A 16393-nucleotide genomic window follows, 5' to 3' on the forward strand; every position below is an offset into this window, starting at 1 on the left:
AAAGTTATGGTAAATAGAAATATGCTAAAATATGTTGGTAAGCAAATGATGGTTCACAACTATGGAACTTTTAAAGTGAGATTACATGCTTTTACAGCAATCGTCTTAAAAATATACCGGTATTTGTGGGTAGCAACCCAATGGGTCTTTCTTGTACCAAATCAGTGGCCAAGCCGAATTGCCAGTCTTTATAGCCCAACCCCAACCGCAAGTACTGGTTTGCAAAGTTGTATTTGAGATTGTCTTTGTAATTAAAATTATAAGAACCCATTAGCTGTGAGAATAATCTCAGGCTGCCACTTTTATTCAATGGCGGGCTGTAGGTGACAAGCACGAAGATTTCGCTATTTGGTGATTTTACCGGTTCAAACGTACCGAAAGCCATTAAGGAGATGTTGCCGGTATTACGACTATATCCTGCAATGAGCTGGGGTAAAAAACCAACGTTGCTGACATAACCGCCACCACCGAGACTAATGCCCTCCGCTACATCATAAAAGACCAACGACTGTCCGAAAAAAGTGCTTTCCCGCCGATTTTCATAGGGTGTTTCATATCGTAGGTATCCAAAATACCCAAAGCGGCTGGTGGAATCCAAATATTTATTCAGATACATCTGATGGGCAACGGCCCGATTCCCTACAACTACCTCGATAGGAATATCTCGGACCTGGGCAAGAGTTCTGTGATTCCCAAAAGACAGTAGTATAAATAATAAGGCAGGAAAAGTCCATCTCATGGATAATCTGTTGGAATATGGTTTACTAATAATGTTCATTTCTATTAATGTTAATAGGTTAATAACCTGGGTTGCTTGTATGAACAACATACTTTTCCATTATGTACTTTTTTGAACTCCCATTAACTCTCCATCACAAAAAACAATGTATTCACTAGCATCCGAACCGGTATATTGCAGTTCTGGCAATCCTTTTCAGATGAAATAGTATTAGGAAGTATTCTCATTCCTAGAAAAGAAACGGGCCTTTTCTAAAGATTTTGTTGCTAAGAAGCGAACTACAAACTCAAATTCCTGAACTTTTTGAGGAAGAATTTTTTGATATTTTTTAGTAATCAAACATCATATCGAGAATTTCTGTTTGTCATATCGTTTGGTACAAAATTATATCAGCACAGGAGTGGTAAGTAGACAAATGTTTATAAATTAAATTGTCGAATGGGTTTAGGTATCTAACTTCAGGCTGATTGAGCAATTAGTATTTCCAAGGGAGCCAGCAAATACTCCGATTTATAAAGACCATAAGTATCAATATAATAAGTGAAATGCTTCTTATACTGAAGTTTTCTTGAATAGGATAGCGTCCAGCGAGTATTTCCCAGGTCCGGCAATCAGTAACAAGAGGAATGATGTACTGTACATAAAGGGGACATCTCTTTCCGGCAGCGGATCGCTGCCATGTACCACAAAGTAGCCTGTAAGGGTAACAGCAAGTATTGGCAGTACTGCCAGCCTTGTTGCTACTCCCAAAAGGACAAATAGCGGAAGAATAACATTTGCTGTAGTAGCAAATATTTGGTTAAGGGCTTCGGGCAGGTGTAGCGGGTTTGGTACTACCTCGGCAGTACTGACTCCAACTCCCATTTTTTTAAGCCCGTGAACCAAGATAAGTTCAACAGACACTGCTACCCTGAAAAACAATAGTCCAAGGCTTATTGTATCCCAATTACGATTATTTTTTTGCCAAAAGGTTTTCATGATTACTTGTTTTGATACCCTCCGTAATAATTAACAGGACTCCATGCCGGGATAGCTTTTACTTTTTCAGGGCCATACTGCTCAAATTCATTATTACCATATACTACCTTACCATTAACCACCGTTAAAACCGATTGCATGTTAAGTATCCTGTCTTCGGGTACAGTAAAGTAATCGTCTGAAAGCAGTATAAAATCAGCCAGATAATTTTCTTTAAGCATGCCTCTGTCGGCATCCAGGCGTACAAGGGCGGCACTTCCCTGAGTGAATAGTTTTATTGCAGCCGTTCTGTCCTGTATGTTTTCTTCAGCCATATATTTAAGTCCGCCAAGTGTTTTTCCGGTAGTAAGCCAGTACAAGCCTACCCAGGGGTTAAAGCTGGCTACACGAGTACCGTCTGTACCCATACCGACTTTAATACCCATATCCGTCATTTTTTTGATAGGTACTGTTTTTGCCGCTGCGGCTTTGCCATAGCGTTTTATGAAATTCTCACCCTGATAGGCCATCCTGTGCTGTATGGCAATACCGCCTCCTAATGCCTTTACCCTTTGCAGGTTTTCATCGGATATGGTTTCGGCATGATCAAAGAACCAAAGCAGGCCGTCTAAAGGCGTTTCTTTATCTATCTCTTCAATAACATTTAAAAAACGGGTAATACTTTCGTTGTAAGTAGCATGTAGCCTGAAAGGCCATCTGTTTTTTATAAGTAGTGAAAGTACAGCTTTAAGCTGCTGTTCCATGGCAGGATTTAAATCAGGCCTAGGCTTATCAAAGTTTTCAAAATCTCCTGCGCTCATTACCAGGTTTTCTCCGCCTCCCTGAACATGATATTCCATCTTGGGCATTTTACCAAATCGTTTAACTCCATCATCAGGCACATCACAACCCTGTCCTATTTCTACCGAACTGATCCAGCGGGTATAATCGGCAAGTTCACTTCCTGCTTTTTGTGCAAACAGGTAGTAGGGCATCCTTATGGTTAGCTCATTGCTTTCACAAAGTTTTGTGGTAATGCCATAATCATCCGGATAGTTTTGAAATCCTCCTCCGGCATCCATAATGGCTGTAACCCCCAAACGATTCATTTCTGTCATAAACAATTTGGTAGAGTTTATTTTTTGTTCTTCGGTAAGCTCAGGTAATTTAGAAAGTGTGGAATAAAGAATAAAAGCATTTGGTTCTGCTACCAGTAATCCCGTAGGATTTCCGTGAATATCTCTCTCTATAAGTCCTCCGGACGGATTTGGGGTGTCCGGGTTAATATTCAGGGCTTTTAGTCCGGCTTTGTTGAGATAGGCATGCCCGTAAAGGTGTAGTACAAAGGTTGGTACATCGCCTGTAGCCTCGTTTATTTCCTGTAGGGTAGGAAGTCTTTTTTCTTCAAACTGCCATGCGTTCCATCCGCCCACTACACGAACCCACTGGCCTTTAGGGGTACGTTGCGCCTGTTCTTTAAGCATGGTAAGAGCTTTTTGAAGAGAACGAACACCATCCCATCGTAGTTCAGTATTAAAGAAGCGTCCGCCTCTGATTATATGCATGTGAGAGTCAAAAATTCCAGGTATCATGGTTTTACCATGTGCATCTATAACAGTTGTACTTTTACTTTTAAGTTTAAGTATCTGTTTATCATTTCCGGTTTTTATGATTTTTCCGTTAGCAACTGCTATGGCCTCACTGATGGTATTATTGTTATCCAGCGTATGTATTTTGGCATTATACACTATCAGGTCGGGCGACTGAGCCATAGCCGATACTGCAAAAAACAATAATGCAAAAAGGGTAATACGTTGTTTCATATTTAATTTTTTTTAGATGAATTGATTACTCAAGGAGAAAAAGGCTGTGTATTAATCAGCAATTTGAATACGGGGACACAGCCTTTTTACAGATAAAAAAGTTGCTATTAATGTTTTAGCATATCATGAGCATACTGAACCCCAACACCATAAGCACCTCCGTATTTTTTAACCAAATCGGTAACGGTCTTATAGGTTTCCTGACGAGCCCAGTCGCGTTGCAGTTCTAATAAGTACTGTAAAGAGGTCATTGGTTTGGCACCTGCCTGTACCATTCTTGTAACAGCCATATCATGCGCTTCTTTAGATACATCTCCACAGGCATCGGTAATTACATATACCTCATATCCGTCGTTAATTGCAGAAAGAGCCGGTCCTACAATGCATACGCTTGTCCATAGTCCGGCAAGCACAAGTCTTTTCTTACCTTTTCCGGTAATGGCTTTGTAGGCATTTGCATCTTCCCATGTGTTCATGGTAGTACGATCGATATAGTTTGAGGTAGCCTGTGGATAGAATTCTTCAATTTCGGCAAAAACAGGTCCGCTAAACGATTTTTCGGCCACTGTCGTAACCACTGTGGGTACACTGAAAATTTTTGAGGCTCCTGCTACTAAGCCTGTATTGTTGCGTAGCTGGTCTATAGCGATACTCTGCGTTGCAAAAGCCATTTGGCTCTCGTGGTCTATCAGTACTAAGGTGTGGTTGGTTGGGCTTAACAGTGACGGGCTTGGTTTTTGGGCAAAAGCTGTCAGTGATGCAAACAATACAACTGCGGTTACAACTAGGTTTTTCATAATTACTGTGTTTTAAATTTTAATGATTTAATTTATAATTCACAGGCAAAGTCTGGTCCTTATCTCTAGTTATTTGATTTTCAGTTGTTTGTGTTTTTTGTAAGATTTGGTTGTTACGATATATAGTAATTTATGGAAGAGGATTTACGTGAGTAAGTAAATGGGTAAATAAAAAAGCGTATAAGAACGCTTTAAACGGGAGAGAGCTGAAATTTTTATTTTTTTGATATTCTTTAAACAAATGAGGAATACAAGAATTATAAAAACAATATATGCAGTTAAGACAGGTAATGCCTTTTTTTGATGCCCAGCCTGTCCATTCTTGATTTTAAGGTAGTGGAAGGAAGGTCGAGAAGGGCAGCAGCACCGTTATCGCCTGATATGCGCCCTTTACAAAACTTAAGCACACTCAGGAGATAGTCTCTTTCAAATTCACGCCATGATTTTATGACTGTATTATTGTCAGTAGTATGCACTGTATCGGTATAGGAGGATACTTCTATTTCCGTAATTGTTTTTTCGGGAGACAAAAGTACGGCACGCTCTATGGTATGCTCCAGTTCGCGAACATTACCCGGCCAGTTATGCATTTCAAGACTTCTCATTGCCTTTGCTGAAATGGTTTTTACATTCTGTTTGTTTTTGATACAGAAACGCTGTACAAAAAACTTTGCCAGGCTTTTTACATCTTCTTTCCGTTCTTTCAGGGGGGCGATATAAATTGGAAAAATGTTAAGCCTGTAGTAAAGGTCCTTCCTGAAATTTCCTTTAGCGATCTCCTGCTGTAAATCCCTGTTAGTGGCGGCTATTATACGCACATTTACTGCTATGGCTTTATGTCCTCCTATCCGTTCAATTTCCTTTTCCTGTAATGTCCTTAATAGTTTTACCTGAAGATCCATTGGCAATTCCCCGATCTCGTCAAGGAAAAGCGTACCGTTGTGGGCTATTTCAAACTTTCCTTTCTTTTGGGAAATGGCACCTGTAAAACTGCCTTTTTCATGGCCGAACAATTCGCTTTCCAATAAATTTCCGGGGATGGCAGCACAGTTTATTTTGACAAGATTTTTGTTTTTCCTATCCGAGTTTTCGTGTATGGCCCTTGCTACAAGCTCCTTACCGGTACCACTTTCACCGAGTATCAGGACTCCGGTGTCACTAGGGCTAACCAAACTGATCAGGGTACGTACCTTTTGCATGGGCGCACTGTCTCCTTCAATAGCCATATGCTGGCTTGAAACAGGCGTTTTTTCATCTTGTGTCAATTGATTTTTAGGATCATTGACGGAGATATGCCTCTCCAGTAAAAGGATATTGGTTAGGGTTATAGTAAGCTGGTTACAAAGTTGTCTTACAAGTCGCAGGTCTTCCCGTTCGGTCTTCCCGTCTTTACTGTAACCAAGGCATAGTACGGCTTGAAATCTTTTTGAGGGAATAGTGTAAAATAAAGCCTTTCTGATGGTGTTTTTATAACCATCACCCACAATAGGCTGTAGCCCCGTTTTGATTATTTCCGGTGTTGGTAGTAGTACAGGATCGGGAGAACCTAAAACCCTGTCAAAAAAATCGGTTTTGAGCACCTCGTCTTTAAACCGAAGGAATTTAGGGTGCTCACTGCTGTAAAAAAGAACATGACCTTCTTTAGCCTGGTGTTGGAGAAACAGTGAGAAATGTTCAAACCCCAGTTTTGATTTCAGTTCCTGGGTTACAACCTGATTTAAATCAGCCCTGTTTTCGGCCATGGCAAGGCTTTCGCATAGTGACAGCAGTAGCAACTGTTCCTGCTCACGCTGCATGATCCTTTTTAGTATCTCGTTATTTTCCGCACTGTGGGTCATGTGGTACAATTTGTACAGTAAAAATAATAATTATCGGGTTAGCTTGTTTTACTTATTTTCCCTAAACCAGATATCCTGGTAAGTGTCCGGGTGCCTTTTAAACTGTGCGTGTACATAAGGGCACAGTGGGATGACCATAAGGTTGTTTTTCCTTACATATTTTACCATCTCTGCCAGGAGTAATCCGGCGAAACCCCTACCCGCAGCTGCCGGGTCTACCTCGGTATGGTATACCGTTAATTTGTTATCACGTACGCTTACCACCATTTCGCCCATTTTTTTACCCTCTTCATGAAGGTAAAAAGCACCGTGTTTTTTATCGTCCAGTTCCAATTTAATATCGGTCATGATCTGTTTATTTTGAAATTAATAATGTTCCTGCTGTATGCCAAGTTTTTTCATTTTTGAATACAAGGTGGTAGCGGGGATCTTCAGCATTTCGGCAGCACCTCCCGATCCGAATACCTTTCCGCCACTGGCCTGTAAGGCCTGCATGATATGTTTACGTTCCATATCCTCCAGGGAGGATAGTTCACCCGGAGCGGTTTCCCCCAAGCTTTCGGAGTCCGCGGGCAGTTCAATACTATCGATTTCATGGCCTGTGGCTAAAAGCCAACTGCGCTCAATAAGGTGTTCCAGTTCGCGTATATTGCCGGGCCAGCTGTATTGTAAGAGCTGTTGTTGTGCCTTGTCGCTAAACCCCGTAATGCCCTTACCGTTTGCCTTGTTGAATTTTAAAAGAAAATGATTGGCCAGCAACAGGATGTCGTCTTTCCTGTTTTTTAGTGGAGGAAGCTCAATAGGGAAAACATTTAGCCTGTAATATAAATCGAGCCTGAACCGACCCTCTGCGACTTCTTTTTCCAGGTTACGGTTTGTAGCGGCTATAATACGCACATCCACTTTAAAGGTATGGTTTCCGCCAATGCGTTCTATCTCCTTTTCCTGAAGCACACGTAATAGTTTTACCTGGGCATCAAGGGGAAGCTCGCCAATTTCATCAAGGAACACCGTTCCGCCATTGGCCTGTTCAAACTTGCCCGTACGCAGACTGTTGGCTCCTGTGAAGGCTCCTTTTTCGTGCCCGAATAGTTCTGACTCTACCAGCGACAATGGTAAGGCGGCGCAATTGACCACAACTAGCGGTTTGTTTTTTCTGTCCGAGTTCTTATGTAAGGCGTGGGCAATGCGTTCTTTTCCCGTGCCGCTTTCCCCTGTAATCAGTACCGAAGTATCCGTGGGGGCAACGAGACTTACTTTATGGAGTACCTCTTTAAGGTTCGGGCTTTGTCCGATAATCTCACCAAAGTCAGGGGCTGCCTGCTCTATCTCTCCCGTTTTTAATTCCTGCTGGTTTTCGATTTTATGTCTGTAACGGGCTATATCGAGCATTACCAACAGGTCTTTTTCCCTAAAGGGTTTTACCATAAAGCCGTACGGGCCTGTTTTTTTTACAGCCTCCAGGATGCTTTGATTCGTATTGGCCGATATGAATAGGAACGGTATTTTTACCGCTGCCAGTTCCCTGGCGAGGTCTATTCCCGTCTCGTTGCCTTTAAGTATGATATCCAGCAGGACCCAGTCGGGTCTTTTGGCCGCAATCATGGTTCTTGCCTGCGTTGCGGAAGAGGCTATCCCCATCACATTGTAGTTGCCTTTTTTCAATATCATTTTCAGGTCATTGGCAACTATAAATTCATCTTCAACAATCAGTATTTTTTCATTCATATTCATCTGTCATTTTGCTTAAATATCAGTACCTCTTTTCGTAAATGGTATCGTTATGGTTACACCGTTGCCGGTGGTAATGTCAAATGCTCCGTCAAGCTGTTCGGCCAGCCCTCTCATAAGGTTCATACCCAGGGAATCCAGTTCAGTAAGTTCAAACCCTTCGGGGAGGCCGACACCGTTATCGGTAATCTGTAACAGGAATGTGTTTTCCTGGGTCTCCTTAAAGGTAATAGTGATAATGCCCTTTTGGTTGGGGAAGGCATATTTTATAGCGTTGCTTATGGCTTCATTCAGGATGAGACCGAGCGGTACAGCTTGTGCCACGTCTAATTCTGCCGATTGTATGTTGAGTTCAAACCGTATTTTGTTGTCATTATCAAAACTGTCTTTAAGATAGTTTGTCAATTCCTGTATATACCAGGAAATATTGATACTTGCAAGATTATCGGTCTGATACAGCTTTTGATGGATAAGCGACATGGCATGCATTCTGTGCTGGCTGTTTTGAATGGCCTGCAGGGCATCCTCATTGTCAAGATAGGCCGACTGCGTGTTTAATAGGCTGATCACGATCTGCAGGTTGTTTTTAACCCTGTGGTGAATCTCTTTCAGGAGCCACTCTTTTTCCTCTACCAGGTTGCGCAGCTTTTTGTTCTGGCGGTTTATTTCTTCCTGTTTGGCCTCCAGGACCGCATTCGTTTTTCGTTTGATGCAATACCCGCTGTAGACCAGTGCAAGGATTATGAAGGATATAACCAAACTCCCGATAAAGATATAGCGTATTACCATTTCCTTTTCCAGTTTTGTTTGCTGCAGCTCGCTTTGCTGTGTCAGGAGCTTGATGTTCTTATCTTTTTTCTCGGTCTCGTATTGTAACTGTAGGTCTGAAAACTGTTTGGAGCTATTGATATTAAAAAGGGAATCATTAAAAGTTTTATAATTCTTCAGATGCTGAATAGCACCTAAATAATTGCCTGTAGCCGAATCGGACTGAAATTGGGTATGTTCCAGCTGCGACAGGTTATATAGGTCATTATGTACTTTTGCCAGCTCTTTTAGTTTGCCGATGTAAGAGTAGGTTTTGTCGGCCTGTCCGGTCTGTGTCAGGTAGCTTATTATGGCATAATAGATTTTTTCCTGCTCTATATGGGGCCTTCCTTCAAGATTATTGCTGCATTTCAGAAGTTGCTCATAATAGTGCCTGGCTTTATTGTACTGCTTCAGTTTACAGTATATCAGCATGTATAATGAATGGTATTCCACATCACAATCACTGCTATGGTAAAACTGAAAACCATTATCCAGTACTTCCAGCGCTTCTGTAATCTTTCCTCTGTGATACAGGCTTCGGGCGGTGTTTATTGTTATTGCGGTTACTCCTTCGGTATCATTGTTCTCTTTTGATACGGCGATGGCTTTCTTGTAGTATTCAACCGATTTATCATAGAAGTTAAGTTCAGAATATATGGTTCCCAAAAGATCGTACAACAGACTTACCCATAAGCCGCCAACCTTGACGCTGTCCATCGTCTTTTCGGCCTTAAGAGCAAAGGATAGCGCTTGTTCATAATTCCCCTGAACCCTGTAATCCATAGCAAGTACTGTGTACTCCTGAAAAAGGTTTGCATCCTCCAGTTTTTTTTTGATTTCAACAGCCTGTAAGGCATATTTTATGGATGTAGCAGGCTTATCCATACTATTAAAAATAATGGATAGTTTACAATACATTTCCGCTTCTTTATCAATCTTACCCGCTTGTTTGTATAATGATGCCGCATTAATGAAATAGTTAACAGAATTCGGGTCGCCGTTATTTGAGGCAAAATAACCCAGAGAGGAGTAAATATTGGCAGCTTCTTTATTGAGATTGTATTTTTTTGCATAATTCAGCGCCTTGTGTTTTAACTTGTTTCCTGTAATGGTATCACCTTTTTTAATTGCTATTTCCGCATCAAGCAGCATACTTTGGGCAATAGTATTTTTAAGGTCGAGTTTTCTGCTGATCTGCATTGCCTTGCGGTTCAGTAAAACAACACGGTCCATATCTTCTTTGGAATGTTTATCCTTCTCCAGATAATAGTGTACCGCTTCCAACAGCTTATCTGCCTTCTCCTGGTTATCTTCACCATGTTGCAGTTTCTCCACCAGCGCATGCATTTTCTCATCATCGGTTTGCTGACCAATGGATTTGAGCGGAAACAACAAGGCAAGTATAAGTACTATTCGATATACCATTTTTTTAAGTTAAAATTATTCAATATTCCTTCTTTCGTCGAGATAACACAGCAGCATTGGCAGGGCTGCTGCAAGTATCGCTTTCAGCCCGAATTCAGCTGCGCACAAAGCACCCGATACACACCCTGTCAGAAACCCCGTTATTGCAATGGCTTGCTTTTTAATACTGATAAGGGCGACTGGGGCAACAGTTCTGTTTATCAGTAGATTGCGTATGTCCAGTGATGCCTGAGTGACATTGCCTGTCATAACCGTTGTGGGTCCATACGTGGCTTTAGGGAACAGTTTCCCAAATGCATTTTGCAGCCCTAGGGCAAAAACAACAATCATTACGTAAAGGTACATTATTCCCTTGTTATTACTTTCGGGATAAACATAAGCCAGAATACCTGCCACAACTAATAGCAACGCTTCGGCTAACAGGATCCGGCGCTTTTCGCCAGATTTCTCAGACAGCCGACCCCCGCACATTACCGCGATAATAAAGACAGGAAAGGTAATTAATTTTATCCATGCCTGTATATCCCCGCCTTTGATGATCTGATAGGCAAAAACAATAAAGTTACCGGTTACATGGGCCGAGAAGATAGTGTCACCGGCGACAAAGGTTACCGTGTCGCAATAACCCGCAACAGCCGACAGAAGCAGGGTCGTGTAATGTATACCTTGGAATCTCATTGGTTTTATTTCAGATGAGCTCTTAGCATCCAGGCCATTTTTTCATGGCTTTCCATCAGTGATGTAATGAAATCACTGGTGCCATAATCCTTTAGCTCAGCAGCAAAAAGGTCAATCCTTTCGCGAAGGAACATGATAATGCTCTCATGATCCATTAAAAGATCCCTGATAAATCCGGGACCGTTGTTTTCCGACCTTGATACTTCGGTCAACTGGGTTAACTCTAAAAAGTCTTTTAAGGTAGCCGGGGCATAGTGTCCCAAAGTTCGTATTCTTTCGGCTACACTGTCCATAATTTCATCGAGTTGGCGATACTGGGATTCAAAGAAGAGATGTTTGTTGTAAAAGTCGTTTCCCTCTACATTCCAATGGGCGTTTCGGGTTTTGGTGTACAGCAGAAACTCGTCTGCAAGCAGTTTGCTGAGCGAGTCGGTGACCTGTAGGATATTTTCTTTCCTGATGCCAATAAATGATTCCATAATTCTTTATTTGATGTTAACAGCCTTGCGGAGCTAAGCCGATTGAAATGTTTAAACACTTACGGTATAAGCGAATTTGTTGCCATTTGTTTTAATGCTCTGTTTTTCAGTTGTTTGATTTTTTTTGGATTTTTTTTATTTTACGATATATAGTTAAATTATGGATAGTATGTTAAGGGAGTGTTATTTGGTTTCATTCTTTTACCTATAAGATAACGTTCTGTGTACGTCCAAAAGTCTATCGGGACCTGGCTGTCGAGTTTTTATTAAATAATAGAAAATGACTAAAAATAGTAAATAAAAAATACAGTAAACACTATAAATTACTGGTAATTAGTTGTTTATATGTATGGTGTGAAAATTGTACTATAATAGTCGTTTGTGGTAACTACAGCTGCTCCGGTAGGTCAGGAGGATGTTGATACTGTGGCCCCAACATTTATTGCAAAATAATAGTAGACAGACCTTAAATAAAAAATCTAAACATGAAAACAATTTACACACTGGCATTCTTAATAATGACTGCTTTTTTACAGGCCCAAAATCCAGATCAATCCGCCATACAGCAGGAATTCCGACTGGCAGCAGACAGCATTTCCTTTCCCCTGACACTTGTGAATGCCTTTCCGTTTATTTCCGGTGAAGTAAACGGTGTTAAAGGTAAGTTTATGTTTGATACCGGTAAGCAGGAAGCTTTGGAAATCAATAATAACATGGTTCCCTTATCCTCCCAAAGAGAATCAGGGAATGGTTTTGTTGCGAGCGGTCAAAAATTTAAAGTGTATACCAATGATACCATTAAAGAGGTACGTTTAGTAAATGGCTTACATTTTCAGAACCTAAAACAGATTGAAAGTGCTAATTTGGATTTTTTGCAGAATCGAATCACGCCTGATTGTATAGGCTATATAGGTTTCGATTTTTTCGAGGGATACCTGTTCAAGCTCGATTATATTAAGAGAAAACTTACGTTCTACAAAAATACTTCTGTAAGAGAATTGTCAAAAGATTTTCTTAATGGAGAAAAAATACTGGCCATATTGGATTTTGAAATTAGAAATCAACCCAATATTCCGATTATTAAAATGAAGGTAACTGATATTGATATTCTCGGACTTTTCGATACAGGTGGCAGTTATGGATTATTAGCAATAACCGACAATGACGCTAAGAAACTTATAAGGGAAAAAAATCTTATAAATTATGGAAAAGACGGTTATGGTACTAACCTGTTTTCATTGAATAAAGTAAAAATGGACGCTGATCTGGTGACAGATTTTATAGCAATCGATAAATTTGAAGGGGATTTTAGTCCTGTTAGAAAAGCTATAGGGTTAACAGAAGATAATTTTTTACTTATTGCTCACCGTTTTTTCGCAAAATTTAAGACTGTATGGGATTATAAACATAAAAGGATTTACGTCTTAAAGTACTAAAGGATTAATTTAATGAATTTTTTAAAAGAAGAGTCTATACATGATGAAAAACAGGGATAATCTTGCGTAACAGCATAATTAATAGTGTTAAAACCATTAGACTTCTCAAAAAAGGGCCTTAAACTAAATACCTTAATTTATTTTTTGATGGGACCGACACCTGTCGGGACGTATTAGTGTGGGCAGAGAAGGCAGGTTAATGATAAAGCAGCTTGCGGAGCGTCGGTTCCGCCAAACATTGTATCTGTATCGGGATTACGATCTTATAGCGTTGGATGTTCTGCAGGTTTAAGGACGTGCTCCCAAAAGGAGCAGGGAAAGATATATTTTTTTAAGGAAATAACAGACCACACCCTAGTTAGGGATAGTTGTTAGTCAGGTAACCTTTTTAGAATGTCAATTGTGAGGGATACAGATGGTGAAGATCACGCAAAGCTGCTGCAGGAAGTCCCCGCATCGTCGTAATATTTCTTGATTACTTTGGTCATGTGGCTGGCATCTGTGAACCCGAGGTCATAGGCTATCTCTTTCAGGCTCTGTCCCGAGTATTCAATCCGGCTCTGCGCCACATTTACCCTGGCCTTAAGAATGTATTCCTTAAGACTTTCCCCGGTCTTTTTTTTAAAGTATTCACCAACATAGTTGGGTGATAACTTAAACTCATCAGCTATTATATCGGTTTTCAGCTTACTGTTATCAAAGAGGTTGTACTGGATGTACTGCAGTAAATCACGTGTCTGAAGATCTTTGTCCTGATGCTTTTCCAGAAAGCTGTTCTCAAAATTCCGCAGTAGTAGATTAAGCAGGGCCACCATATTGGTTCGCAGGATGGACTCCGACGCGCTGTTTTGCTCTTTTTCCCTTTGCATGCTTCGAATAAGGCTGGTCATCACAGCCCTGTCGGAATCGGAATGGATGATATCGCCAGGTATTCGATTGTAGCTGCTTAAGATAAAATGGAGGTTAGCGAACCATTGGCTATAATCCATCAAAGTTCGTTTGTCCTCCTTAAAGAAAAGGGCATTAAAACGGATGAAGACAAAAGTAGTTTCCGATTCAATTTCAAAGGAATGGCAATCGTATGGTGGCAAAAGGAAAATACTTTCATCCTGATAGGGAAGAAGAGTACCGTTTATACATTGTTTACCGGTTCCCTCCTCAATAAAGACGAGTTCAAAGAAATTATGCTTATGGGGCCTGCGGCTCCATAGGGTCAGGGTTTCTTTTTCAATGTCAAAGGGCATTAAAGAGTTTTCGATGTGCATAACCTGTTTTTTTTGTAAGGCAATGGGTAAAAACAAATATAACAGTTTTTACCCATTTACGAGCGAGAGTGTTGCATCCTTTCCTAGGACGCAGGATGATGCGAGAGGATAGGGGAGAGGATTGCATTAAGCGTAGTCCCTCGTGCTTAGGGGTTGAGTTCCGGCGCCTGCCGCAATTATTACAGGGTTACAACGATTTTGCCGACTGTCCTGCCGGTCTCAATATGTTGGTGTGCCTTAGCCATTTCGCCAAAAGCGAACTCTTCGGAAACATGCGACCTGATATATCCTTTGGCCAGCCACTCCGCAATAACCTTCATATCGTCCCCGCTGGATGAGACCAGAAAGAAATAGCCGTTTACGCCTTTGGCCGCCGCTTTTTCCGTTACGGCCTCGCTAAGTCCGGTTGGGATGCTTATCACGGTTCCCCCGGCCTTGGCAACAGCGATGGAATTGTCAATGTTGTCCCCACCTACGGTATCAAAAACAAAATCAAATTCCGAAGGGGCATTTTTCCAGTCATAGCCGTGATAATCGATATGTTCCTGAGCTCCAAGTCCCAGTACAAACTCACGGTTCGCTCCCGAGGAGGTCCCTGTTATAACAGCGCCAAGATGTCGGGCCATCTGAACGGCAAAGTGCCCTACGCCTCCCGAGGCGGCATGGATCAAGATCTTATCTTCACGCTTTACCTGTGCCTTGTGTACCAGTGCCTGGTACGCGGTGAGGGCCGCAAGGGTAGCGGCAGCCGCTTCGCCATGGGATATGTTAGCTGGCTTAAGTGCCAGCTGGCTGCCCGGTGCTGTAACGTACTCGGCATAGGCCTTGCCGTGTCCGGGGAAGTTTACCATACCGAATACCTCATCGCCTTTTTTGAAGCCGGAATCAGTTCCCGTCTCCACAACAATACCGCTGATATCCCAGCCTAAGATAATGGGCAGCTCTTCCTTAAGCCTGCCGTATACGCCTTTACCGGCACGGCTTTTTATATCAACCGGGTTGATGCTGATTGCTTTCACCTCTACAAGGACTTCATCAGCGGTGATTGTCGGAACTGGTATTTCACTATATGTGAGTTTATCGGTGGTCCCTGCTTCGTTTATAAGTATTGCTTTCATGTTGCTATCTGTTTTGATTACTATTTTTATTATCTGTCGGTTTCTCCGGGATCGAGGAAATGGCTTCTTTATAAATTATGGCCTGTAATACGGTATTGTATCAGATTTTTAGACGCACGATCCTATAGGGTTTTTCTGTTTTGTCGACGTTATTGTTGAACCATGGCATGAGCTGTATCTGTGACAGGGAAATGTATAGGTATCCGTCTTGGGAAACACTGTAGCTGTCAGGCCATATCAGGTTTTCAGGATCGGTTATCAGTGTGTGCATTTCCAGATCGGGTGTGATCTTCACAATACTGCTTCGCTCCAGATCCCCGAAATAGAGGTTACCGGCCTTATCGAATACCATTCCGTCGGTTGTCACGAAATGACCCAGGTCCTGTACATTTCCGGCAATGGTTTTCAGCGGAGTGGCAAAATCCCTAAGAAGTTTCGTCTCCACCCTGTAGAGTTTGTCATCGGTCAGCGGCTTGTAATACAACCAAGCCTTATCCGGTGAAAGGGCAATACCATCAGAGTGGATTTTAGGAATACTTCCATCGGCCATGGCGAATTCCTTACCGTTAAAGGTAAAATGGTAGGAGGGATCGGATTTTACGCTCGGAGAGTCGTGCAGTACAAAACGGGATTCCCCAGAAACAATATTGAGCACAACTATTCCGCCGTTGGAAGAGCTGGTCATATAGGCATAACCGTTAGTGTTGTCAACCCTGATGTCGTTAAGATAGCTGTCTGTCCCGACGACCTGTTCAGGAAACCTGTAGATACGCTCGATACTGTTATCGGAAAGTCTGACCTTCACGACCTTATTGGCTTTTTTGTATACGGGTCCGAGTCCGATGCCGGCCGCATCGACGATCCAAAGGTATCCCTTGTCGTCGGCCACTACAGCCTGTACGCAAACAAAGGTATCGGAGCCCTGATCGCCTTTCTGAAAACTGTTCCACCCGGTATCCGGATAAGGCAGAGGCTTTCCTTCCCTGATCTCGACTACGGAAGCTGCATGATGCTCCAGCCAATACGGATAATTAGTAAACAAGCGGCCGTCCGGTGATACGGCTACCCCTGTCAGCTGGTAGGTACTGTCACTGAAGACCTCTTCCAGAACGGGAGACTTTGTAGTATCCTCTGAAGCATGGGCCGTTGTGAGGGAAGGGTCTGCTCCCTGATCAGGTTTTTTATTGCATCCTGCCACCAGAAGTGACAGTATGCCTGTTAGTAGCAATAGTTTGCCTTTCATGAGCTTACAATTTAGGTTTAATGCAAAATTAGTAAAGATACCGGGATGCATAGG

General features: G+C 41.9%; 14 protein-coding genes. 1 reads left to right on the plus strand and 13 read right to left on the minus strand.

Annotation, left to right across the window (positions count from 1 at the left end):
- Positions 1-91: 91 nt before the first annotated feature.
- From FUA48_RS11815 to FUA48_RS11860, 10 genes are all read right to left on the minus strand, one after another.
- Positions 92-739, minus strand: coding sequence for a hypothetical protein (locus FUA48_RS11815; RefSeq protein ID WP_147583719.1), 648 nt, complete (start codon positions 737-739; stop codon positions 92-94).
- A 552-nt stretch (positions 740-1291) separates the two neighbouring features.
- Positions 1292-1717 carry a DoxX family protein gene (locus tag FUA48_RS11820; protein WP_147583720.1) on the minus strand — a complete coding sequence of 142 codons (426 nt, stop codon included), beginning with the start codon at positions 1715-1717 and terminating at the stop codon, positions 1292-1294.
- Positions 1718-1719: 2 nt separating this feature from the next.
- Complete coding sequence (locus FUA48_RS11825) at positions 1720-3519, minus strand: amidohydrolase (RefSeq protein WP_147583721.1); 1800 nt, start codon at positions 3517-3519, stop codon at positions 1720-1722.
- 107 nt (positions 3520-3626) lie between these two features.
- The gene (locus FUA48_RS11830) at positions 3627-4316 is read right to left on the minus strand and encodes a hydrolase (RefSeq protein ID WP_147583722.1); all 690 of its coding nucleotides are present in this window, start codon (positions 4314-4316) and stop codon (positions 3627-3629) included.
- A gap of 278 nt (positions 4317-4594) precedes the next feature.
- A complete protein-coding gene (locus FUA48_RS11835) occupies positions 4595-6154 on the minus strand; it encodes a sigma-54 interaction domain-containing protein (RefSeq protein WP_147583723.1) in 1560 nt (519 codons plus the stop codon).
- A 48-nt stretch (positions 6155-6202) separates the two neighbouring features.
- The gene (locus tag FUA48_RS11840) at positions 6203-6502 is read right to left on the minus strand and encodes a GNAT family N-acetyltransferase (RefSeq protein WP_147583724.1); all 300 of its coding nucleotides are present in this window, start codon (positions 6500-6502) and stop codon (positions 6203-6205) included.
- A gap of 18 nt (positions 6503-6520) precedes the next feature.
- Positions 6521-7882 carry a sigma-54-dependent transcriptional regulator gene (locus FUA48_RS11845; protein WP_147583725.1) on the minus strand — a complete coding sequence of 454 codons (1362 nt, stop codon included), beginning with the start codon at positions 7880-7882 and terminating at the stop codon, positions 6521-6523.
- 18 nt (positions 7883-7900) lie between these two features.
- The gene (locus tag FUA48_RS11850) at positions 7901-10120 is read right to left on the minus strand and encodes a tetratricopeptide repeat-containing sensor histidine kinase (RefSeq protein ID WP_147583726.1); all 2220 of its coding nucleotides are present in this window, start codon (positions 10118-10120) and stop codon (positions 7901-7903) included.
- 15 nt (positions 10121-10135) lie between these two features.
- The gene (locus FUA48_RS11855; RefSeq protein ID WP_147583727.1) at positions 10136-10798 is read right to left on the minus strand and encodes a YoaK family protein; all 663 of its coding nucleotides are present in this window, start codon (positions 10796-10798) and stop codon (positions 10136-10138) included.
- Between the two features lie 5 nt (positions 10799-10803).
- Entirely contained in the window at positions 10804-11277 is a 474-nt protein-coding gene (locus tag FUA48_RS11860) for a Dps family protein (protein WP_147583728.1), read from the minus strand.
- 485 nt (positions 11278-11762) lie between these two features.
- On the opposite strand from FUA48_RS11860, the gene FUA48_RS11865 reads away from it, so the two are divergent.
- The gene (locus tag FUA48_RS11865; RefSeq protein WP_147583729.1) at positions 11763-12713 is read left to right on the plus strand and encodes a hypothetical protein; all 951 of its coding nucleotides are present in this window, start codon (positions 11763-11765) and stop codon (positions 12711-12713) included.
- A 425-nt stretch (positions 12714-13138) separates the two neighbouring features.
- On the opposite strand, the gene FUA48_RS11870 is transcribed toward FUA48_RS11865, so the two are convergent.
- The 3 genes from FUA48_RS11870 to FUA48_RS11880 form a co-directional block, all read right to left on the minus strand.
- Entirely contained in the window at positions 13139-13978 is an 840-nt protein-coding gene (locus tag FUA48_RS11870; protein WP_147583730.1) for a helix-turn-helix domain-containing protein, read from the minus strand.
- Between the two features lie 179 nt (positions 13979-14157).
- Positions 14158-15096, minus strand: coding sequence for an NADP-dependent oxidoreductase (locus tag FUA48_RS11875; protein WP_147583731.1), 939 nt, complete (start codon positions 15094-15096; stop codon positions 14158-14160).
- A 100-nt stretch (positions 15097-15196) separates the two neighbouring features.
- The gene (locus FUA48_RS11880) at positions 15197-16339 is read right to left on the minus strand and encodes an L-dopachrome tautomerase-related protein (protein ID WP_147583732.1); all 1143 of its coding nucleotides are present in this window, start codon (positions 16337-16339) and stop codon (positions 15197-15199) included.
- Between the last annotated feature and the right edge of the window lie 54 nt (positions 16340-16393).

Source organism: Flavobacterium alkalisoli (assembly GCF_008000935.1).
GTDB classification, from domain to species: Bacteria; Bacteroidota; Bacteroidia; order Flavobacteriales; family Flavobacteriaceae; genus Flavobacterium; species Flavobacterium alkalisoli.

Coding starts and splice junctions, on each gene's coding strand:
- FUA48_RS11820 (WP_147583720.1), bottom strand. CDS start 1,717: ATGAAAACCTTTTGGCAAAAAAATAATCGTAATTGGGATACAATAAGC.
- FUA48_RS11825 (WP_147583721.1), bottom strand. CDS start 3,519: ATGAAACAACGTATTACCCTTTTTGCATTATTGTTTTTTGCAGTATCG.
- FUA48_RS11865 (WP_147583729.1), top strand. CDS start 11,763: ATGAAAACAATTTACACACTGGCATTCTTAATAATGACTGCTTTTTTA.
- FUA48_RS11870 (WP_147583730.1), bottom strand. CDS start 13,978: ATGCACATCGAAAACTCTTTAATGCCCTTTGACATTGAAAAAGAAACC.
- FUA48_RS11840 (WP_147583724.1), bottom strand. CDS start 6,502: ATGACCGATATTAAATTGGAACTGGACGATAAAAAACACGGTGCTTTT.
- FUA48_RS11830 (WP_147583722.1), bottom strand. CDS start 4,316: ATGAAAAACCTAGTTGTAACCGCAGTTGTATTGTTTGCATCACTGACA.
- FUA48_RS11860 (WP_147583728.1), bottom strand. CDS start 11,277: ATGGAATCATTTATTGGCATCAGGAAAGAAAATATCCTACAGGTCACC.
- FUA48_RS11835 (WP_147583723.1), bottom strand. CDS start 6,154: ATGACCCACAGTGCGGAAAATAACGAGATACTAAAAAGGATCATGCAG.
- FUA48_RS11855 (WP_147583727.1), bottom strand. CDS start 10,798: ATGAGATTCCAAGGTATACATTACACGACCCTGCTTCTGTCGGCTGTT.
- FUA48_RS11845 (WP_147583725.1), bottom strand. CDS start 7,882: ATGAATGAAAAAATACTGATTGTTGAAGATGAATTTATAGTTGCCAAT.
- FUA48_RS11875 (WP_147583731.1), bottom strand. CDS start 15,096: ATGAAAGCAATACTTATAAACGAAGCAGGGACCACCGATAAACTCACA.
- FUA48_RS11815 (WP_147583719.1), bottom strand. CDS start 739: ATGAGATGGACTTTTCCTGCCTTATTATTTATACTACTGTCTTTTGGG.
- FUA48_RS11880 (WP_147583732.1), bottom strand. CDS start 16,339: ATGAAAGGCAAACTATTGCTACTAACAGGCATACTGTCACTTCTGGTG.
- FUA48_RS11850 (WP_147583726.1), bottom strand. CDS start 10,120: ATGGTATATCGAATAGTACTTATACTTGCCTTGTTGTTTCCGCTCAAA.